Origin of the sequence: Paenibacillus baekrokdamisoli, from assembly GCF_003945345.1 — a bacterium.
GTDB classification, from domain to species: Bacteria; Bacillota; Bacilli; order Paenibacillales; family Paenibacillaceae; genus Paenibacillus_Z; species Paenibacillus_Z baekrokdamisoli.
Map to the genome: position 1 here is coordinate 202,390 of NZ_AP019308.1, position 20,773 is coordinate 223,162.

Sequence of the window (20,773 nt, forward strand, 5' to 3'; positions counted from 1 at the left end):
TTTGGATGTTTATACACACTCCATTCACTGATATACTACCGTAATAACGCTGGTATTTGCAACATGGTCGTTGTCGCACTCTAGAAGAGTATCGGAGTTAAGATTAAGACAATTGGAGTGGGATGGATGAATATCTTATGAGTGAAAGGAGAGATTGTGAAATGGATTCGGTTCGTTACAAGATCAGGGAATGCCAGGATCAAGAGAAAATTGAAAGTTTTCTTCACCAAGCGAGAATTGGGTATCTTGGGTTGGTTGATGGGAACCTGCCCTATGTTGTACCGCTTAATTATGTATGGACTGAAGGAAAGCTCTATTTTCACGGAGCTGGAGATGGAAGACGTAATCAGGTCATGAGTGATAATCCAGAGGTATGTTTTACGGTATGTGAGGAATACGGAACCATCACGGATCCGGTACCTGCCAAAACGGATACGGCTTATATGAGCGTAATGATATTTGGACAAGCAGAGCCGATCACAGATTTGGACGAAGCCACTCATGTACTTCAGGAAATGATCAATAAATATGTACCTGGCTATTATAACCGTCCCTTGCCCAAACAGCATGTGGACAAGTATAGGTCGGCTGTATTTGGTGGGCCGGTTCAAGTTTGCCGGGTAATTCCGCACCATATGACGGCAAAAGAAAGTCCTATTGAAGCAGAAAAAATGTATAGAACGGGCATGAATGTCGGAAGTATTTAATGCTTTCTAATCGCTTCAAAATTTAGAGCGAATGCCCTATGACTATGTAATATAGTTTTAGGGCATTTTTTAAGAAAGACCCAATTTCGCGCTCTATTCAGATATGATGAGACTAACTATAATAACTTAAAGTACGAGATGAAAGGAGAGAAAAATGAAAAGCATATTGTTCAAGTATATGACTATATTTACATCTCTTAACGATGAGGAACAACAGGCTATCGCTGAAGAAATCCTTATTGAGGAATATAAAAAGGGAACAGTGCTCCTTAGACAAGGGGATGTCCCCACAAAATGTTATTTCGTGTTGGAGGGATGTGTAAGGCAGCACTCGATAGATGAAACGGGAAAAGAAGTCACATCCAATTTCTACACAGAAGAGCAAGCGGTCTCGATTTTCAATCGTCATCAACAAAATAAGCCATCTGCGTACACCTTAACATGTCTAGAAGACTGTATATTGGTTGTTGGTGATCTTGATGCCGAAAAGGACATGTTTCACAAACACTCACAATTGGAAACCATGATACGCAAGATGGTAGAAGAAAACCTGGGCGAGGTACAAGATGAATGGACTTCATTTATCGCTTCTGCACCTGAAGAACGCTACAAAGCGCTATTACGAAAAAGACCTCATCTAGTCAATCGTGTACCCCAACATCAATTGGCGAGTTATCTTGGTATTACTCCAGAGTCATTAAGTAGAATCAAGAAGCGGATCAAACCTTTCCTCCTCTGAGCAGCAGCCATATCCCAAAGCCTAGTTCTCCTACAATCATTGGCATAATAAATACAAGATTAAGTATTGCAATTAGCCCATCATATTGTGAAAGAAACGTTTTGCTTAGATGAATGACAATATAGCCTATTGAAGCAAGCAACAATAAAATGCTGATAATTTTAGGAATGCTGTCTGATTGTAAAGCCACATAGCCCACAATCAACAGATGCCCACCAAAAACGATCAAACCAATAGACCAAATAGATTCGAATGCTTCAAGAAATAGCATCATAAGTGATTGAGTTTGTTCGATTTTAAATGAGGATAAATCATTTGTATGTCTCGAGAGAAGCAGCACAACTATCAAGTTCAGTATGCCAATTCCCAATATGGTCGAATAGGTAAGACGGAGCCATGCACCGAGCAATGAAAGGCTTTTATTAATTGGCTCTAGAAACACATAAAAAGCCCAGGCGACCAGAATGTCAGTAATCATGATGATGACCCAACCAAAGATTTCACTCTTGAAAAGGTTAGTTGAGGATACGATGTTGTTGAATGTGGCGCTGGCATCGCCTTGCACAACAAGGTTTCCATGGACAAAGCCATAGGAAAAAAATGAGGCAAGTGTCATGATGATAAGTGAAATGCCAGCAGTTAAAGCAGATTTTCGCTGATTGGATAGTTCTTTTACTGAGATAGTCATAAGATAGCCTCCTATATGATATGCTTTATTTTCATTTTAAATAGGAGGAGTATGACTGGTCATTGACTTAAATCAAGATTACAATAACGCCCTAAGCTCACGTTGATATTTGTTCATATGCGCTAATGTCGGAATAACCCGTTTGGCCAAACGAATACCACCGATTCTAATGTTTCGGACTACATGGTAAGGAGCAGATAGAAGCGCATGCAGGAGGTTTATATCAGAAGAACTTAATTGTCGGTATCTCTGATAATAGTCGATCCAACGAAGCATCTCCGTTCCATTCCAAACAAAATTTCGATGAAGAATATGGGACAAATCCTTCATTCTTGTGTGGAGAGAACTGTTATCAAAATCGATCAAATGTAATTTTTGGCGTTTGTCTTTAATCAGATTAGGATAATTGTAATCGCCATGTACAAATGCGGAAGCCTTGTGTTCTGTATCGATGGCCTCTAAGACTTTTGGCTGATGCAAATAATCCAGCACTTCCTCACAAAGCGCTGCTAAATGTCCTAAATTTTTGTGTTGGCTGAGCAGTTGTTTATATTCCGAAACTTCATGGTTCAGTCCCGAATATTGGATTCTTGCAACCGGAGCTTCGGCAGTAGGAAATCCTTCAGCAATGGAATGGAACTTGGCCAAAGTTCGAATCCCATTCTTTAAGTCCATCTTCCTTGTAAAGCCCGGTCTCTGTCCATCTACCCAATTCGTTAACGTGTACGAAATGCCATCATGAGTCATGTAGGCGGATTGCTCCAACGTAGGATAAACCTTTTGACTACGGGTAAATCCGTATTCATCCAAGCAGGATAAGATTCGGGTAATAAAACGGACCTCCTCTTCCGGGAAGACGTAACTTTTTAAACAGTAGATCGCGTCAGTGGTCCGAATCCTGTAAACATCTTGTATTTGATGGGTTTCTCTGATTTTTATTCCATACCTTTGTTCTACCCTTGACCTAATGGACATCCCCATACTCACTTCCCCTTATTGATTCGTCCATTCATCTAATAGATCCATTGCTTTCAATCGGAGAAGCCATGTTTGTTCCATAATGTCTAGCATTTCACGACTTCTAGGGCGATTAGGGAACCGAGTGGCCTGCCAAGCCTCCCGAGGCAATCCATACAAGGAAGAAATCAATTTGCGCTCGGTCCTGTCTAAAGGATAGAGTTCTTCGTACCCTTTTAACAACGATTGTATGAAATCGGGATTAAATTGAGTCGTGTTCATGAGGGCCTTTGCTACATCAACATAGACGGAGCCGATCTTAATGTGGTCCCAATCGATGATGAAAAGCTGGCCGTCATCAGAAATAATGACATTAGGTGAAGTAATATCGTTGTGTATCAATGCGGGACGGAACAATTCCTTCTCCAAGAGGTCTACAATCTCCGGGTTCCTTAAGTCGGTCCAGGCCCGATCCGAAAGTCGTTTACAAGATTTTCCGTACTTTTTGTACCATCCGCGGTTCCGTTCATTCGTTTGGATTGCTTTTGCCATTCGTCTACGAAAGAGACGGTCTTGGATTTGCCAAAATCGGATTTGTTTAAGAGTGAAAGGCCCTTTAGTGTGAAGGAAACGACTGGATGTTGTATGCAGGGTGGCGAGGGCACGGCCCAGCTTTTCAAAATCTTCTTGGTTTTCCAAATTCCTACCTTTTATCCATGCGGTTATATAGAAGGGCCTTCCTTGGTTTAAAGTCCATAACGTTCCGGAATTGCTCGTGAGCCATTTAGGCATGTAGCTGAAGCCGCTATTCATCAAGAGTTGTATATAGTCTGCAGTTGTTTTTATTTGATGAATTGTACTCGAGCGGAGGAACAAATTCCGAATAAAAGGCTTAAGAGCATAGGTTCCACTTTCCGTTTGTATCTGGACGATGGCGTTTTTTCGGTAAAAGGACGCGATCGAGTCTGAACTCAACGGGATCAGGCCGAAGAGGCGGGTAATTTTGCGAATTCGAGTTTTTGTATAGGAATTTGCCACGGATAACCTCGCTTCATTCAAGATGGGAGAAAGAAGGATAACGAGAGTAGAGCTATTTGCTAGGTTATTCATTGAGGGGGAAATATGTATGGTCTAACGCCACGAGATCAATTAAAACTAAAGCCCGATCATAAGTTTTTCTACTTTTTTGCAGATGTTTTTCCATTACCAATCGTATCCGTCTCCCTCGAAATACAAATTAGTAACGAATCGCGCTTTCAAATCAATCACGAGAACGTCGGTTGAAAGGGGCAGAGAAGGTGGTTGACAGGGGTCTATCGGAAGGAAGAAGGATTCATTCGGTATAAAGGAGTGGAAGTTGAAATCCCCGATACGAGAACAGCTCAGAGGCTCGGTATCGGCATCATTCATCAAGAGCCGCACCTCATGTCGGTTTGACAGTCCTTTACTTGGCATCATGAAAAATTATACCTAAACTGTACCTTGTTCCTGATGTTATTGTGCTGACCCCGTGCCGAATCGTGGTCTTATAGTAGCCGCGCGTTCCTAGTACGGGACGGTTATTAGTTGGGAAAATAAGTCCCTCTCCTTGCTCAAGCGTGATCACTTGGCCTCTGCTCTGTGCTCGTGGGCGCTGCTCGACCAATAGAAATTCTCCCCCTGTATAATCATGCTCTCTTTGATTCAAGGCAAATACAGCCTGAAACGGAAAGAAAACATCGCCATACAAATCCTGATGCAAACAGTTGTAACCTCCAGCTTCGTATTTCAATATCAACGGAGTAGAGCGTAACTGCCCATGTCGATGACATTCATTCAGAAATCCCGCCAAGTTGTCTGGATAAACAGCATCACGACTGAGCTGTTCAAGCCACCGATTCGCTGCTGCTGCGAGCTCTGGATACAAGCCATCGCGCAGCTGCTGCAGAAGATCCGGCAGAGGAGCATCATAATATTTGTACTCCCCAATTCCGAACCGGTATCTGGCCATGTCGATTTTACTTCGGAAGCAATTTTCTAGAGTATAGGTATGGATGATTTTCTCGCAATCCTTGTTATCCAACAAAGAGGGAATTTTTGCGTATCCATGCTTGTCTAAAGACTGCTGTAGAGAAGTCCAATCCAGCTCTGCAATGCGTTTAGCGAGATGATCAGGCATCAGAAGAACCTCCAGCAATGAGTGAGCCACTACGCTCCAGTTGTAATAGATTCGTTTTCATATCGATGCCACCGCGATAGCCGGTAAGTGCCCCATTTTTCCCAATTACACGATGACAAGGTATTGTGATTAGAATAGGGTTCGCGCCAATCGCGGTGCCAACAGCGCGAACCGCAGCTGGTTTGTGGATCAGATTAGCAATGTCTGAATAGGATTTGGTTTGTCCATACGGTATGTCACAGAGCGCCTGCCATACGGCCTCTTGAAAAGGCGTTCCATGAATATCGAACGGTAGTGTGAAGATTTCACGAGTATGCTGTAAATATTCTGTTAGTTCCTCTGTATAGGGCTTCAGTTTCTCATCATCTCGAATCCATATAGGGTCTGGAAACCGAGCTTGAGCCCAATCGGTTAACTCCGAGAAAGGTTGATTGTGAGACCCTACATAACAAAGCCCCTTAGACGTAGACGCTATGTGAATGTTCCAGTCAGCATGCGTTAATAAGGTCCAATAAAGTGAATTCGTCTTGTTTTCCATTTGTTATTCCTCCCTAATCGTTTCGTTGTGAATCTGGCGGTAAAAAGCTGGCGTATATCCTGTCTTCTTCTTGAAGAGGGTGATAAAATACGGCGTGTTTGGCATGCCGACACTTAAACCCACCTCGCTAATCGCTTTATCCGAGGCAAGGAGCTGTTCCTTGGCTCTAGCAATCCGCTGCAGCTGTATATATTCCACTGGAGTAATGCCTTTAACCTTCTTGAAGGTTCGATGTAAATGATAGGGGCTGCCATGACAGATATCCGCGAGGATATTCAAGGTTAACGTCCCCATATAGTTCTTGTCGATGTATTCTGTGACCAAGGTCACCCATTCGTCGTCGGGTAAGCGCTGACCGGTCGGTTTGCAGCGTTTACATGGACGATACTTTGCGGCCAATGCTTGCTCGGCTGTTTTGAATAAGCCTATGTTTGCTAATTTGGGCGGTCTGGATTTGCAGGACGGTCGGCAAAAAATGCCCGTGGTCTTAACCGCATAATAGAATTGACCGTCATAGGTTGGGTCGTTGTCGAGGATGGCGCGCCACTTTTCGTCAGTCAGTGACTCCTGATTTGGAATGTCATTCCTATCATCAACTATATGAAAGACGTGATCGGGTGCTTGTTCTTTTTGCTTCGTCATGTGATTCACCTCCAATAACATTATACCCTTGACGATGTAGGTAAGTACGCATTTACGAATGTAACAGCAAGATAACGAAATAGGAGCAGCTGACAAAGACTAATTTTATTGTAAAAAGAGGTTGGAATTTGACGAAAAAATATTACAATAAAATACAGGTATAAATTGTCTAGAGGGGGTCTTCAGTTTGAAGCATAAATCAGTCATTACAGGCTTTGGCGTAAAACTTCCTAGAATTAACAATAGTATCCAACTAGATCAGATTTTGAAAAATGGAATCTGCACACATTCGATTGTAAATGGACTGGGACCGGGCAAAGAAAGTCTGGTTTGTGGAATCATTGATGAAGAACTGGAGGAAGAAAAGGAAAAAGAATTACGGGGATATCCAAGAGCAGCCCTGCTTGGAATTGCGGCGGCAAAAGAAGCGATGCAAATGGGTATATTTAACTATCAAAATGCCAGAATAGCTGTTATTATGGGTACCTCTACCTCAAGTCTTCCTGAAATAGAACGGGGCTCTTTTTTATATAGGAACAACCAATACAGGAAAATAAGTCCGTTTCATGCGGGAATGACCAACATCCATAGTCTTTCTTCAGGGGTAGCCAATTATTTTGGCCTGGGGGATGGTAATCTTGTATTTACACTGACCAATGGTTGTTCATCGGGGACGGATGCCTTATTCCTAGGAAAAACATTAATAGAGAATGGCACTGTTGATCTATGCCTTGTCGGCGCTGCCGAAACACCATTATGTGATTCAGCGATAGCAAGCTTTGCTAAACAAAAAGCACTCAAATTCAATGCCCAGATAGGAGAAACCGGTAACCCTTTCTCAAAAAAATGTAATACGTTTGTTATTTCAGAGGGAGCTGCTGTTGTCGTATTAGAAGCAGAGCAGCAAGCGAAGAAAGAGAATAAAAGAATACATGGCTATATTACTGGGGCCGCTGCAAACAATGACGGTGTAAACATACATAGAATGGATAACAAGGGCGAAAGACTATACAAAACGTTCGAGGAAGCAGTTGGAAATAAAGAAATCTCGTTTACAAACAGTTTGGCGTTAGGGCTTGATATTCAAGACTCCAACGAATCTGCAAATCATATTAAAAAATTAGGTCATCACACGCCGATTACTTCCATAAAAGGCATGATCGGTCATTCTTTCGCAACATCGGGGGTGGTGCAGGTTATCTCTTCCTTGTTAAGTATAAGAGATAATTATATACCTGGAACCATACTTAGCGATTTTAAAGGCTATGAACATGTTAACATAGTTAAAGAAACAAGATACTGTGACATCCGACATGTAGCCGTTACTTCTCATGGCTTTGGTGGAAATAATAATACTATAGTCGTTTCGAGAGAAGGTTGAGGTATGAGTTTCATACTCATGGCAGCAATGTCCTTAGTGCCGCTGCTTTTAGGAATAGCCAGTAAGATGATGTTTAGAATACAGCTAACAAATGCGATGCTTGTTTTTATGATTTTTATGAGTTTATGGCAGTTCGATGTGAGTGTGCTATACAGCATCGATGTCTTCAATGAAGAAACGATATTTTTTCTGTTTAAATTTTTCCGAATCGGTTCGATCATGCTTCCTCCTGCTTTTTTATATGTAGGCTATATGGCGCTGAAGTATCTGTCGAAAGAAGAAAACAATTGGCTGAAATGGATTATCAATAAATACACAATCGGTGTTTATTATGCATGGTCACTATTCGTTTATATTATCAATTGGACAGACCTTGGTCTCTTGGGTCTTCATAAAATCGTAGGTTTTGGAAGCGTTAACGTCATTCTCTTCTATCCCATCTATGGTGCATGGGGCCCATTATTCGCAAACCATATCAAACTATTGATTGTTAGTATTATATTAACTCTCATGGCGAGCAGAAAAGTAAATGATAGGTATGTGAGATTATTTCTGACAGCGTTTAGTCTAACGTTTCTTCTAACCTATGTCGTTGGTGTATTGAATTTAAAGGCAGGTACATTTATTTATTCAAGTCAATTGGCGGTAATGATCTTCTCTATTTTCATTTTCTTTATCTTTATTAAAATGAGTATGAAAATGATAAAAGAAACAAATAAAATATGGAAGAGAATAGAACGAGAGAAACAAATTGAAATAAGCACTTTCGGGCTTATTCATGAAATAAGAAACCCTTTAACGATAATGAGAGGGTATTCAGAAATGTTGGTAAGTAAAGAGGGGTTGGATGTAAAGACAAGAGGGATGGTTGCTCACATACAAATAGCTGGCACCCATATGAACAGCATCATAGATCACTACAATGAATTCATAAACAGCGGAAAAATTAATACAGAAGAAACCGATTTGTTAGAGATTGTAAGAGAATCGATTCAGCTCACTTCTATTCGTGCGAAAGAAGCAAATGTATCGATTTATTTGAAAGAAGGAAAAGAAAGTATAGTGAAAATAGATAAAGATAAAATGAGGCAGGTCTTTATAAATTTAATTAATAACAGCATGGAAGCCATGGAGGGTAAAGGTCAAAAAATAATTAAAATCAGAACGAATAGAAATAACAATGACATCAACATTATTTTTACGGACACTGGTTCAGGAATACCCGAGGAGAAATGGGGGCAAATTTTCACGCCATTCCATTCAACAAAAGAGGCTGGCATGGGGTTGGGTTTATCCATTTGCCAGCGAATTGTACATTCTCATGGTGGAAATATCGAAATATTAAAGAGCAGTGGTAAAGGAACGGAAATAAAAGTTACCATACCCTCCATATATTATGAGTCCATTATTATGTCTTCTATTTAAGGCTCAACACTGAAAAAAGTGCTTGATAAATTTGAAGCATGGTGCGTAGAAGCCCGCTGCGCGGACGGATCATTCTTACGATCGCTGTTGTCTCCCTATTTCTTGATTCTATCCCTTAGGGGTGGAAATAAGGAGACAAAGGCGAACGCTAACGCTTCTTCAGAACGATTCCGTCCGCTTCGCTAGGTACTTCGTGATGGCAAGCACTGATACTAGAGCCCTTTTTACTAAGCGGGATCCAATGGATAACAGAGAACAGGGTGATGAGAAAGGATCCTGTATATCGGAATCACAATGCGGAGAAAATAGAAGGGTTATAATGTCTATTGCAAGAAAGCGGAGTGAGTCATGCAGGAAATGAAATTTACGAAAGAAACCCGTTGTTTCAAAATATCGAGGGTTTTTCCGACGGATGTGAACAATCATGACACCTTATTTGGGGGTAAACTAATGTCAGATATGGATGATATCGCATCTATATCTGCTTCCAAGCTATGTCGTGTAACAGCTGTTACCGCTTCTACAGATTCCGTGGATTTCCTATATCCAATCAGGCCCATTGATTCTGTTTCGCTAGAATCCTTCGTAACATGGACTGGCAAAAGCTCCATGGAGGTATTCGTGAAAGTAATCCGAGAAGACTTGAGAAGCGGGGAAAGGAAAATCGCTGCAACTTCCTTTCTTACCTTCGTCGCATTGAACGAACATAATAAACCGATCCCTATCCCCCAGATTGTTCCAGAGACAGAAGAAGAGAGAAAATTATTCGAAACCGCGGAGCATCGGACCGAGATGAGAAAACATCGCAGAGAGGAAAGCAAGAAATTCGCCGATTACCTGGTAACGAAATATCCATGGGAGTAAGCCAAACTATAAAGTCCCCCTGTTTAATTGCTCTGAACAATAAGCCAGGGGGTTTAAAGCATAAATATATGAATAAATACGGCGTAATAATGGCTTTAAACATAATCAGTTCTTGCTATCACGAGTAACCTAGCGAAGCGGACGGAATCGTTCTGAAGAAGCGATAGCGTTCGCCTTTGTCTCCGGATTTCTACCCTTAAGGAATAGAATCAAGAAATAGGGAGACAACAGCGATCGTAAGAATGATCCGTCAGCGCAGCGGGCTTCTACGCACAATTCTTCGAATTTTATCAAGCACTTATTCTAGTGTTGAGCCGTAGTAATTACTGTTTATCTGGTAACTGTATCGGCAAATTAATCCAAGCCAGACCGATATGACGGTGAAAATGGTCAAATCCAGCACCTTCTACACCATCGTAGTAAAGGGCTAGTTTATTGCCTTGACGAAATACGCTAGGTGCGCCAATGACAGATTTTGACCAAGTAGACATACTGCCATCGAATACGAGTGCTTTGTTATTTACATCCCAGTTCTGAATATCCTTTGTCCAATAAACCCAAATAGCATCGGTATATTCTTTGATCTCGTTTATCCCGACATGATTAGTGAATAAAAACCATGTTTCGGTTTCTTCCTCGTAGAATACCGTACTGTTCTCGATCTGTTCCTCAAGGGGGAACAGCGGCTCTGGATCTATTGCCCATTCTCCATCCAAATCCTTTGTGCGAGCAACACCAAGGGTGCGTTTTGTGATGTTGTCTGAGTCTAATACGGATGCACTAAAAAATTGCAGATATTCGTCTCCGTCTTTAACGATTGCGCCTGAGCTTGCAGTGGTGCTGTAATACGTATTTTCTTTCATTCTGAAAGGAATAATATCCTGTTTGATCCATGGGCCGTAAGGCGAATCGGACTTTGCTTTCATCGTGACATACGGGAAATCCGGTATATCATAGGGATGCTCGCGATGGTAATCTGAGCCGATATAAAACATATGCCAAACACCGTCTTCAAGGTAAGTTACGCCATATACAGCGCAGCTGGAATCGTCTTCGCCCGCTGCTCCCAAATCAAGAATGACACCCTTTTTATCCCAATGAATTAAATCTTTACTGGTTGCGAGATAATTTCTCCAGCCGGTTTTTTCGTCAGAGGCATCATAATGCATGAGATATGTGCCGTCACACTCGAAGACAAGGGGTTCTCTAATCCCGTAACCATCGAGTTCCGCACTGCCATGTCTTAATACAATGCCATATTCCTCAGCGGGTATGGTTAAATGTGTTTCTGGTCTACCATCTGAATACTTTTTACCCAAAACCATCACACCTTTCGCTAATTTTTGAGTGCCGCTGAATGTGCATAGGACACAATGGCTATCATGATAAAGGTTGTTTTGGAAAATTTCAAGACCTTAATTTTTTTGGCACTTCGGGAAGTCACCGCTCCTTTCAGAATTCTAAAAGTATGCAAAGTCCACTATTGACAGCGGTTCCATAAGGAAGTACAATTCGATTAATTGGTCTGACAAATTACAAATTTTCGTCTGGAGAGATGAATATGCTGAAGTCATTAAAGAGACAAAAGCTGCACGAATCCATAACGGAGGAAGTGCTTAAATTTATAGAGCAGAAGGGGTACAGCCAAGGTGATCGGCTGCCTACGGAGCGATTTTTTTGTGAACAATTTCAAATCAGCCGCCCTTCTTTCCGTGAAGCAATGAAAAAACTAGAAAGCTACGGTGTAATCGAGATTAAACCGGGCAGCGGCATGTATCTGCGTGCTGAGAAAACGATATTGGCTGAGATGGCTAACTTCACACTAAAGGTTTCATTGGAGAAGAAGGCCATACTCGAAATGATAGATATGCGTGAGATGATGGAGAAACATGCGATTGAACAAATCATCAACCATGGTCAAAGCTTCTATCTGGATAAGCTGGGAGAAATCGTAGATGAATACGATCGCAAAATAAGTAAGGGTGGTATTCCCCGCCAAGAGGATTATATGTTCCACCTGACGCTGTATGAAGGATCAGAGAATCGATTAATGCTTACTCTCTTTCAATCGATCAAGGAAATGGATTCGTTATGGGCGGACCGCGTCATCGATGCATTGGATGTGCATGTGTTTGGAAGGGATACTGAACCGCTGCACCGTCTCATTTACGAAGCAATGAGAGATGGCGATGTCAAGACGGCGAAGAAGCTCATCAGCAAGCACTTTGAAATTATGCGTGATGATCTTAAGAAAATAGGAGGATAGTTTCTCCAAGATAATTGGTAAGACAACTATCCAACAATCAACATCGAGTATCAAATGAATTTGACTTCATTTGAGGAGGTGAGTGAAAAATCCTTAGTTTGCTAGCCTTAATCAAAAACCAAAAACTTTTGAGGGGGATTACCGCATGTATAAAAAAGCTTCACTAGGGGTTCTTGTTAGCTTGATGCTCGTTACCAGCGCTTGTTCATCGTCCAACAAAGGAAATGATCAGGGGACGAATGTTGAAAAAGAGGAGATCAGCTTTGTTGATGTTTCTCCTTCCCCAGATCGAACAAAGTATTTTAATGAAATTATAGCCGCATTCGAGCAAGCGAACCCTACGATCAAAGTGAAGATGGAAACGGTTCCTTGGGACCAGGCCTTCAAGAAACTGGCGATGCAGGGAGCAAGCAAAACGATGCCCGATGTCGTGAACATGTATCCTGCTTGGTTAAATACTTTTGTTCCTGCAGGCTACTTGGAACCGCTATCAACGAAATATGATGCTTGGCCTAACAAGGAGAAATTGACGAGCTTTGTAAGTGGCATCACGATGGAAGAGCAGCAGCGCAAAGTATACAAAGACATTTATTACATGCCTGATGCTTTGATGTCGAGTGCTTTATTCGTCCGCAAAGACTGGTTCAAGGAAGCCAACCTGCCGCTTCCGAAGACTTGGGATGAATTGTTTACTGCATCAGAGAAGCTGACCGACCCATCCAAGAATCGCTATGGCTGGGCTTATCGCGGCTCACGTGCAGGCTTCGACCAAATCTTCGCCTATATTACAGCCGTTACAGGCGGTGAGTCCTATGAAAAGGATGGTACTTCCGTGTTATTAAGACCGGAAGCGCTCCAAGCATTTGTTCGATTTACAGATATTTACAAGAAAGGCATGGCTCCGAAGGACTCGATCAACTGGGGCTATCAAGAGATGGTGCAGGGCTTTACTTCCGGTGTTACCGGAATTTTGAACCAAACGACGGAAGTTATTGCGACTGCAAAAGCGTCGATGGCTGACGATAGCTGGACGGTTATTCCTTATCCAAAAGGCGCAGACGGTAAACGTTATATCGGTGCCTCAGCAACTTGGGGGTACAGCGTCTCGGCTGATTCCAAGCACAAGGATGCTTCTTGGAAGTTTATCGAGTTTCTGTCTACACCGGAAAACAACTTGAAGTATTCGAATGCGTTGACGATGATTCCTATCTTTAAAAATGATGACAAGGAAAGCGCGCAAGGACCTATGCAAGGCTTTATCGATACATTGGATGATCCGGACAGCTACCTAGTTGCCGATTTGGGTAATTTCCCAGAGCTTGGTGAATTCCGTGAAAGCTTCATGGATGCTGAAGTACAAAAGTACTTGCTGAACAAACAGTCGGCTGAACAGACGTTGAAAATCTTGGGTGACTTCTTGACGAAAGCCCAGCAGAAGTATATGAAGGAAAACCCAGATGTACCAGTGCCTCATGTAATCAAACCGCAAATGAAATAATTGTCCAACAGGAAGAGTGGCAGGGGAAAGAGATTTTCCCTGCTGCTTACACTCATGAACGGCCAGGAGGATTCCTCTAATGAAAATGAATCGGCTTAAATTGAAAGAACCTTATTTTTTATTGGCTCCAAGCTTTGTATTATTGTTTATTTTCTTAATCTATCCCTTGTTGAGTTCTTTCTTATATGCCTTTCAAAGTTATAAACTGACGGCTCCGAATGATATTGCCTTTATAGGCGTAGATAACTTTAAAGCGGTATTCCAAGATAGCAATTTCGGTATGGTTCTCCGCAATTCTTTTGTCTGGGTTGTACTTACTGTAGGTGGGCAGTTTATTTTTGGATTTATTCTTGCATTGGCACTTCGGCGTCCATTCCCGGGACGGAACTTTTACCAAGCCATCGTGTTTCTCCCTTGGGCGGTATCCTCATTCGTAGTAGGTTTGACCTTTCGCTGGCTGTTAAATGCGGAATACGGTCCAGTTAACGATTTGCTGCTCAAATGGGGCATCATCGAGGACAAAATTTACTTTTTGTCTGATCCAAAGTTAGCTTTGTTCACCGTTATTTTGACAATGACTTGGTATGGGATTCCTTTCTTCGCGATTATGCTGCTTGCAGCAATGCAGTCCATACCGGAGGATTTATATGAAGCCGCCGATATCGATGGTGCGGGGATGTGGTCTAAATTCTGGCATATTACGTTCAGCTATATTAAGCAGACGATCGTGCTGACTTTGCTGCTTCGGACCATATGGGTGTTTTCCGCAGCTGATCTTATTTATATTATGACGGCTGGCGGACCAGCTAACTCCTCCAATATTCTTTCATCTTATATGTTCATGAAGGCTTATTCTACTTTGGATTATGGTCAAGCATCGGCAATTGGTCTGTTTTTCATGGCGCTGCTGATCCTATTCTGCTTCTTGTTCATGAAAGCGACTAAATTTGAGAAGGCGGGTAATTTCTGATGATTAGAACCCAACGCGCCTTTGTTACAACTGTCCGTGTGTTTGTCTTGATTGGTTATTTACTTATGGTGCTGCTGCCTTTTTACTGGCTGTTTATTACGTCCCTTAAGCCGCGTCTGGATATCTTGACGACAAAAATTCAGTATTGGCCGAAGCATTTTACATTAGATAATTACAGAGTATTATGGTCATCCTCCAATTTTGATGTCTTTCTGAAGAACAGTGTCCTTGTTTCACTCGGAACTGGATTGTTTACGACCTGCTTCGCGATTCTCGGCGGTTACGCTTTGGCTCGTTATACTTTCAAAGGGAAGTCAATGGCTGTGTATGGATTGCTTCTGACGCAAATGATACCCGGTGTGATGGTTATGATTCCGACCGTTATATTATTCAGCAAGATCGGCTTGATGAATAGTTTGGGCGGCCTAGTGATGATTTATATTGTTGGCAACATTCCGTTCTGCCTTATTCTGATGCGCAGCTTCTTCGACCGAATACCGGTTGACTTGGAGGAAGCTGCATTAATCGACGGCTGCAGTAAGATGGGATCCCTCTTCCGGGTGGTGCTGCCGATTATGCTTCCGGGTATCGTAGCAACCTTCGTATTTGCTTTTATCGGGGCTTGGAACGAGTTGCTCTGTGCAATCATGTTTATAAGCAGTGATGAGTCTAAGACCATTCCTGTGGGTCTATCCATGTTTGTGCAAAATTATGATGTCAATTGGGGAGTAATGACTGCTGGTGCTGTTATGGCGCTTATTCCTTCCTTAATTATGTTCGCCATCGTACAGCGATTTGTTGTTGAAGGGTTGACGGATGGAGCGGTTAAAGGTTAATGCCAGATGCGTTTAATTAGATAAAGTTGAGGGTGGAGTGAACAAGATGAGCAAGCTTCAAGGGAAGGAAATCAAGGATGCGGGTATGCAGACGATGCTTGCCCATTACGGGGATGAAACATTTCATGGTGCGGTCGTTCCGCCTGTTTTTATAAATACGGTATTTGCCTTTGATTCGTATGAATCATTCCAAAGATCGCAATGGCAGGATGAGGCTTATTATTACTCAAGGGTATCTAATCCCACCCAACAAATCGCGGAGAAGAAACTAGCGGCACTGGAAAAGGGAGAGGCGGCGAAGTTATTCGCATCTGGAATGGCGGCAATTTCCTCCACGCTGCTTCATTGCTTGCGCCAAGGCGATCATGTTGTTTGCAGTTATCCAATATATAATGGTACATACCAGATGCTCCAGTCATATTTGACTAAGTTCGGAATTACGGTTGACTTCGTTGATTTCAGACAATTAGACCAAGTGCGCGCAGCGATTAAACCGAATACGAAAATGCTGTTTTGCGAAGGCTTGTCTACTTTTTTTATGGATGTGTTCGATATTCCGGCAGTTGTTCAAATTGCCAAGGAGTATGAATTGCTAACAATTATGGATAATACCTGTGCAACACCAGCCACGCTGCGACCGATTGAATGGGGTTTCGATATCGTCATCCATTCCGCTTCCAAATATTTATGCGGCCATAGCGATGTGACAGCTGGGGTAGTGATTGCTTCGCAAGAGATAATCGATGGAATAGCGAAAAGCGAAGTGGTCTTACTCGGGGCTACACTGGCTCCGCTCGAAGCATGGCTGCTGACAAGGGGACTGAAGACATTCGGACTTCGCATGAAGCAGCATGCCGAGTCGGCGAAGCGGATTGCTGTTATGCTAAGCAGTCACCCTAAAGTAATGAGAGTGAATTTCCCTTTACTAGAGCAGCATGAGCAGCATGAGCTGGCGGCGGGACAGTTTAGTGGTAATACGGGGCTGTTCAGCTTTGAATTGAATGGCGGTGCTGCTGTAGTGGCAAGGATGATGAACAGGCTTCAAATATTTAAAATCGGCGTGAGCTGGGGAGGCTTCGAAAGCTTAGTCTATTCCCCGGGATTGGGTATTAATCCCTATCAGACATCCCGAACTGAGCATGAAACCAGGCTGGAGCGAACAATTAGATTATCCGTTGGACTTGAGGATATTGAAGATTTGATGGAAGACATGATTGAAGCGCTGGATTTTTAAGTCTACATTTGCCCTGAATTCTGCAGTTTCTAATAAAGCTCAAGCTCAAGCAGCAATAATGCTTGAGCTTCTTTATGTCCCGCAATGCGGTAGAGACATTCTTATTTCACGGGCCCCAATGTTACAATTTTAATATCGACGGAAACATTAATATTTGCATTTGCGAGAGCATCTCCCCAATGATCTTCGACTTTTTGGTATGCCTGATACTCATGTGCACGGGCATAAAGGCCGAGTCCAATGGGATCAATTTTATGAAGCTGGAGCATTTTTATGACTTTCTCGAGTTTCTTTTGCATTTGAGCAGAAATCTGCTTTTCTAGCTCCTTTACTTGTGCCGGAGCATCAGTGGGGAAGAAATGCTCGGATAGACCAACACTTGTTTTTATTTTAATCGTGAAGTTAAATTTGTTATTCACATAAGAGGTTTTGATCTTCGTGGATATTTTTCCTGCCGTGAAACTCAGGTAATTCGTGTCGAAGGGCCCGGTTTTGGGTACATCGGGAATTTTGAGAGAAATGCTGACACCGGGTTTTGCATTTTTCTGAAGCATGTTTAAGAAAATGCTATCCTCAGTTCCAAGCGAAGCAGCGTATTTTCCTTTATGGTCGAGAAGCGTGGTTCCTATTAATATAATCTTTTTATTCTTTACTTGGACTTCCGAAATATAGGGGGTCATTCCCTTTTCGTACATCTGACGGTGCAGCTCATGTACGGTTGTTTTGACTGTTTCCGAGACCATACTGCTGGAATCCACCATTCCTCGCAGCAAGAGGGGGAGAGAGGGCTGATCATCGGGATTTAAGTAGATGATTTCCGAAACATTTCCGTCCACGGCAATGACTCGGTCCGTCACCGTGTTCCTCGCATCACGAAAGAGTACATCCAGCATTTTGAACCAATTCTCATGCTGCAGCATGCGTTTGCCGATAAGAAGCACCTGAAAATTCCTACCTTGCACTGTCCCAACGGATTGAGCGTCCTGCAGAGTTCTGGATTGACGGAGTGAATCAGCGGTTCCTGTTATTTCATGACTCTTTTTCTTGATGTCTTTACTGAATATGGGAGTCGATGAATAGATCTGAAAACGGTTCGTTTTATTGAGATCCACACCAATCGCAAGGGGGATGGATGCATCCTCCATATTCAATTGGTCATTACAGCCCACCAAGAGAACGACAATGCTGGTTGCGATTACAATGGATAACAGTCTCACAATCATGAGAGAGATCTCCTTTTCAATTGGTTATGTAGGGTTATATAAATCAGCAAGCAAATCGGGAGGATGTATTCCAAGCAGAAACCGATTCGGGATAGCCATGTCTCCATTCGAGTACTCTGATTATAGTTAGGGGTATAGAAGTAGTTCACGATGACAATGGCCAGGCAAAGATAGCGCAGATGAACGCGATTGTCTGACTTATCGAACATCCAACTGGAAAAAAATGTGGCAAAGTATATGCTGGGTATCCAGACTAGAGAGAAAACCAACAAATAAAAGGCGATAAAAGGCACCTCGATCCGCTCAATAAACCGGAATTCAATCGATTTCAAAACGCTGATAATCGGATTATAATAATCCGTAATTTCATCTGGGCTAAAGTAGATAAAGCTAGCGAGTGTCATGAACAGATAGATAAGCATGGTTAAGCTATTGGAGAGTAGGACGCCGCTGACAGCTCTTTCCTTGTTTTTTAAGTAAGGGTACAAAATAAATGTGGCGACCATACCCAGACTAGGATAGATCATAGCTTGTACACCTGTGAATATGGGTCCCCATCCTTTCTTAAGTACTGGTAGCAAATGAAGTAAGTGGGCATTGTTAAGGGGCATTAAATAAACGATTGGTATCCACAAGGACAGAATGATAACGAGCTCGACATACCGACCTAGAATCCGTGGACCGTGCCGTCCAATAAGATAAGTGGGAATGAGCAATAAGATGATCAAGATATAACTGGATGTTTTGGGCAAAAGCCATGTTTTCGTAAGGAGAATCGTCTTCGCAAGACCATCGACCGTCAAAAAACAAAAATAGAATGAGAATAGCAGTGCTATTGCTTTGCCTGCCCAAACGCCCATATAGCTTGCGATGATATCCGGCAGAGTACCCTCCGGGCCATTCTTCATCACCTGGACAATGATCAGACTTGCGACGGAACTAATAAACCAGCCGAAAAGGACTGATATCCATCCGTCGGTTCCAGCCGCTTCGGCCAGTTTTCTCGGTAACGAGAGAATAGCTACCCCAACCTGGACACCGAATAGGATAAAGACAAACTGAAGAAAAGTAATTTCAAATCCCGCATAACTAGTCGTCTTCACTCCGTCTCCTCCTTCTTATTGGGTATTCCTTGTCTCTTGTATTGAAGGGGGGTTGTGCTTAATGGGCGTTTGTTCATGAGCCAAAGCGGAATACGAACTAAAGTGTCCTTCCAATCTGCATAACGCACCGGAGCCAGCGGACTTCCATAGGGACTCCCAAGGGATTGAAGTGATATCAGATGTCCAATCATAATCATAAAACCTATGATTACACCTACGAAGCCGAACATGGCAGCCAAAGCCATCAGCATGAAACGAAGTAGACGAACGGCAGCGACCATATCATAGTTTGGCAGGATGAAGGAAGAAATGGCAGTGAAGGATACAACAATAACCATGACATTGCTAATAAGGCCAGCCTGAACGACAGCTTGACCGATAACGATTCCACCTACAATTCCCACGGTCTGCCCAACTGGCGCTGGTAAACGAACCCCGGCCTCGCGCAGCATCTCTAAAGTAATTTCCATTAGAACGGCCTCCACGAAGGGCGGGAAGGGCACTTGTCCCCTTGAATCCCCAAGCGTATGCAGCAGCTTAAGGGGAATGATCTCGTAGTGGTAGGAAATAATCGAGATATAGATAGCCGGAAGGAAAACGGCTATGAAAAAGGCGGAAATTCGCAGCAGTCGGAGGAAGGTAGCGATAGACCATCGCATGCTATAATCGTCAATGCTTTGGAAGAAGGACATGAACGTAACCGGAGCAACCAATACGCTGGGCGAACGGTCAACGACAACGACGCATCTTCCTTGTAGAATCTGAGAAGCGGCTGCATCAGGACGTTCCGTCGAAATAAATTGCGGGAATAATGAAAAGGGATTATCCTCAATAAATTCCGCCAACTCGCCCGTATTGATGATGACGTCTACATTAATTTGATTAATTCTTTCTTCGAGTCTCTGAAGAAGCAGCGGATTCACGACATCCTCCAAGTAGAGAATGGAGACGAGAGTGTGACCTCTCTGTCCTACCGTAAGACGCTTGATCTTGAGCTCTCGATTGGGAATGTACCGACGGATCAAGGCAATGTTCTGTTCTCCTGTTTCCAAGAAGCCTTGATGGGCTCCCTTTAACGATGGCTCCAATTGAGGATCTTCAATCGCGCGCTGTGGCCATCCCCTTGTATCTAGGGAGTAAGCTTCCGTTCTTCCTTCAACAAATAACATACTGTTACCGTTAAAAATAGACATTTCGATTTGGGGCCAAATGGATTTTGGAACAATGTTGCCAATGGTTATAATTAACTCGCTGCCGGCTATACCGCTGCCTGCTTCGAATTGTAAAGGACGTAACACGTCTTGATTGATCGATGTTTTATCCGTTAGGCCGTCTAAATAAGTCAGAATGGCCTGTTCCCCTGTTTGCTTGATATGTAGTTTTCGTATAATTAAATCGGGTGTATCCGAGAAAAAATGATGTAAATGAGCGAGTGTTTGAGTGAGGTCCTTGTCAATAAGCTCCGGATAAGACGAAGAACGGTTTTTTTCTTGTTCGGTCATGGTAGTCTTCATTCCTTTCCCTCGCTTTGGTGCATATTTTAA

Annotated in this window: 20 protein-coding genes; 10 read left to right on the top strand and 10 right to left on the bottom strand. The window is 42.7% G+C overall.

Going from position 1 to position 20,773, the window contains the following annotated elements; translation table 11 throughout:
* Positions 1-161 precede the first annotated feature (161 nt).
* Together EKN16_RS00805 and EKN16_RS00810 are read left to right on the top strand one after the other, a co-directional pair.
* A complete protein-coding gene (locus tag EKN16_RS00805; protein WP_125653265.1) occupies positions 162-707 on the top strand; it encodes a pyridoxamine 5'-phosphate oxidase family protein in 546 nt (181 codons plus the stop codon).
* A 154-nt stretch (positions 708-861) separates the two neighbouring features.
* Positions 862-1,446 (top strand): Crp/Fnr family transcriptional regulator, encoded by a 585-nt coding sequence (locus EKN16_RS00810; protein WP_125653266.1) that lies wholly within the window; start codon positions 862-864, stop codon positions 1,444-1,446.
* On the opposite strand, the gene EKN16_RS00815 is transcribed toward EKN16_RS00810, so the two are convergent.
* The 6 genes from EKN16_RS00815 to EKN16_RS00840 all read right to left on the bottom strand — a co-directional run bounded on the left by EKN16_RS00815 (position 1,427) and on the right by EKN16_RS00840 (position 6,429).
* Positions 1,427-2,134, bottom strand: coding sequence for a DUF4386 domain-containing protein (locus EKN16_RS00815; RefSeq protein ID WP_125653267.1), 708 nt, complete (start codon positions 2,132-2,134; stop codon positions 1,427-1,429). The genes EKN16_RS00810 and EKN16_RS00815 overlap by 20 nt on opposite strands.
* A gap of 78 nt (positions 2,135-2,212) precedes the next feature.
* Positions 2,213-3,115 (bottom strand): phosphotransferase, encoded by a 903-nt coding sequence (locus EKN16_RS00820; protein ID WP_331852363.1) that lies wholly within the window; start codon positions 3,113-3,115, stop codon positions 2,213-2,215.
* A gap of 12 nt (positions 3,116-3,127) precedes the next feature.
* On the bottom strand, positions 3,128-4,201 hold the full coding sequence (locus EKN16_RS00825; RefSeq protein ID WP_221226649.1) for an aminoglycoside phosphotransferase family protein: 1,074 nt from the start codon (positions 4,199-4,201) through the stop codon (positions 3,128-3,130).
* Positions 4,202-4,535: 334 nt separating this feature from the next.
* Positions 4,536-5,249: a 2OG-Fe(II) oxygenase gene (locus EKN16_RS00830; protein WP_125653268.1), complete on the bottom strand. Its 714-nt coding sequence runs from the start codon at positions 5,247-5,249 to the stop codon at positions 4,536-4,538.
* The gene (locus EKN16_RS00835) at positions 5,242-5,787 is read right to left on the bottom strand and encodes a methylated-DNA--[protein]-cysteine S-methyltransferase (protein ID WP_125653269.1); all 546 of its coding nucleotides are present in this window, start codon (positions 5,785-5,787) and stop codon (positions 5,242-5,244) included. Before EKN16_RS00835 ends, EKN16_RS00830 begins: the two co-directional genes overlap by 8 nt.
* A 3-nt stretch (positions 5,788-5,790) precedes the next feature.
* Positions 5,791-6,429, bottom strand: a complete 639-nt coding sequence (locus tag EKN16_RS00840; protein WP_125653270.1) for a bifunctional transcriptional activator/DNA repair enzyme AdaA — start codon at positions 6,427-6,429, stop codon at positions 5,791-5,793.
* Positions 6,430-6,616: 187 nt separating this feature from the next.
* Between EKN16_RS00840 and EKN16_RS00845 the strand changes: the two genes are divergently transcribed.
* The 3 genes from EKN16_RS00845 to EKN16_RS00855 all read left to right on the top strand — a co-directional run bounded on the left by EKN16_RS00845 (position 6,617) and on the right by EKN16_RS00855 (position 10,099).
* Positions 6,617-7,810, top strand: coding sequence for a beta-ketoacyl synthase N-terminal-like domain-containing protein (locus EKN16_RS00845; RefSeq protein WP_125653271.1), 1,194 nt, complete (start codon positions 6,617-6,619; stop codon positions 7,808-7,810).
* Between the two features lie 18 nt (positions 7,811-7,828).
* Positions 7,829-9,235 carry a sensor histidine kinase gene (locus tag EKN16_RS00850; RefSeq protein ID WP_164522622.1) on the top strand — a complete coding sequence of 469 codons (1,407 nt, stop codon included), beginning with the start codon at positions 7,829-7,831 and terminating at the stop codon, positions 9,233-9,235.
* A gap of 348 nt (positions 9,236-9,583) precedes the next feature.
* Complete coding sequence (locus EKN16_RS00855; RefSeq protein WP_125653273.1) at positions 9,584-10,099, top strand: acyl-CoA thioesterase; 516 nt, start codon at positions 9,584-9,586, stop codon at positions 10,097-10,099.
* Positions 10,100-10,422: 323 nt separating this feature from the next.
* On the opposite strand, the gene EKN16_RS00860 is transcribed toward EKN16_RS00855, so the two are convergent.
* Positions 10,423-11,418: a glycoside hydrolase family protein gene (locus tag EKN16_RS00860; RefSeq protein ID WP_125653274.1), complete on the bottom strand. Its 996-nt coding sequence runs from the start codon at positions 11,416-11,418 to the stop codon at positions 10,423-10,425.
* 242 nt (positions 11,419-11,660) lie between these two features.
* On the opposite strand from EKN16_RS00860, the gene EKN16_RS00865 reads away from it, so the two are divergent.
* From EKN16_RS00865 to EKN16_RS00885, 5 genes are all read left to right on the top strand, one after another.
* Positions 11,661-12,365, top strand: a complete 705-nt coding sequence (locus EKN16_RS00865; RefSeq protein ID WP_164522623.1) for a FadR/GntR family transcriptional regulator — start codon at positions 11,661-11,663, stop codon at positions 12,363-12,365.
* A gap of 145 nt (positions 12,366-12,510) precedes the next feature.
* Positions 12,511-13,863, top strand: a complete 1,353-nt coding sequence (locus EKN16_RS00870) for an ABC transporter substrate-binding protein (protein ID WP_125653276.1) — start codon at positions 12,511-12,513, stop codon at positions 13,861-13,863.
* A 79-nt stretch (positions 13,864-13,942) separates the two neighbouring features.
* On the top strand, positions 13,943-14,833 hold the full coding sequence (locus tag EKN16_RS00875; RefSeq protein WP_197719117.1) for a carbohydrate ABC transporter permease: 891 nt from the start codon (positions 13,943-13,945) through the stop codon (positions 14,831-14,833).
* A complete protein-coding gene (locus tag EKN16_RS00880) occupies positions 14,833-15,669 on the top strand; it encodes a carbohydrate ABC transporter permease (protein ID WP_197719118.1) in 837 nt (278 codons plus the stop codon). Before EKN16_RS00875 ends, EKN16_RS00880 begins: the two co-directional genes overlap by 1 nt.
* Positions 15,670-15,715: 46 nt before the next feature.
* Positions 15,716-16,903, top strand: a complete 1,188-nt coding sequence (locus EKN16_RS00885) for a trans-sulfuration enzyme family protein (RefSeq protein WP_125653278.1) — start codon at positions 15,716-15,718, stop codon at positions 16,901-16,903.
* A gap of 101 nt (positions 16,904-17,004) precedes the next feature.
* On the opposite strand, the gene EKN16_RS00890 is transcribed toward EKN16_RS00885, so the two are convergent.
* From EKN16_RS00890 to EKN16_RS00900, 3 genes are read right to left on the bottom strand one after another with little or no spacing between them, the layout of a single operon-like run.
* Positions 17,005-18,126 carry a Ger(x)C family spore germination protein gene (locus EKN16_RS00890; protein WP_125653279.1) on the bottom strand — a complete coding sequence of 374 codons (1,122 nt, stop codon included), beginning with the start codon at positions 18,124-18,126 and terminating at the stop codon, positions 17,005-17,007.
* Positions 18,123-19,229 (bottom strand): GerAB/ArcD/ProY family transporter, encoded by a 1,107-nt coding sequence (locus EKN16_RS00895; protein WP_125653280.1) that lies wholly within the window; start codon positions 19,227-19,229, stop codon positions 18,123-18,125. The genes EKN16_RS00890 and EKN16_RS00895 overlap by 4 nt, the downstream gene beginning before the upstream one ends.
* The gene (locus EKN16_RS00900) at positions 19,226-20,743 is read right to left on the bottom strand and encodes a spore germination protein (RefSeq protein WP_232016145.1); all 1,518 of its coding nucleotides are present in this window, start codon (positions 20,741-20,743) and stop codon (positions 19,226-19,228) included. The genes EKN16_RS00895 and EKN16_RS00900 overlap by 4 nt, the downstream gene beginning before the upstream one ends.
* Between the last annotated feature and the right edge of the window lie 30 nt (positions 20,744-20,773).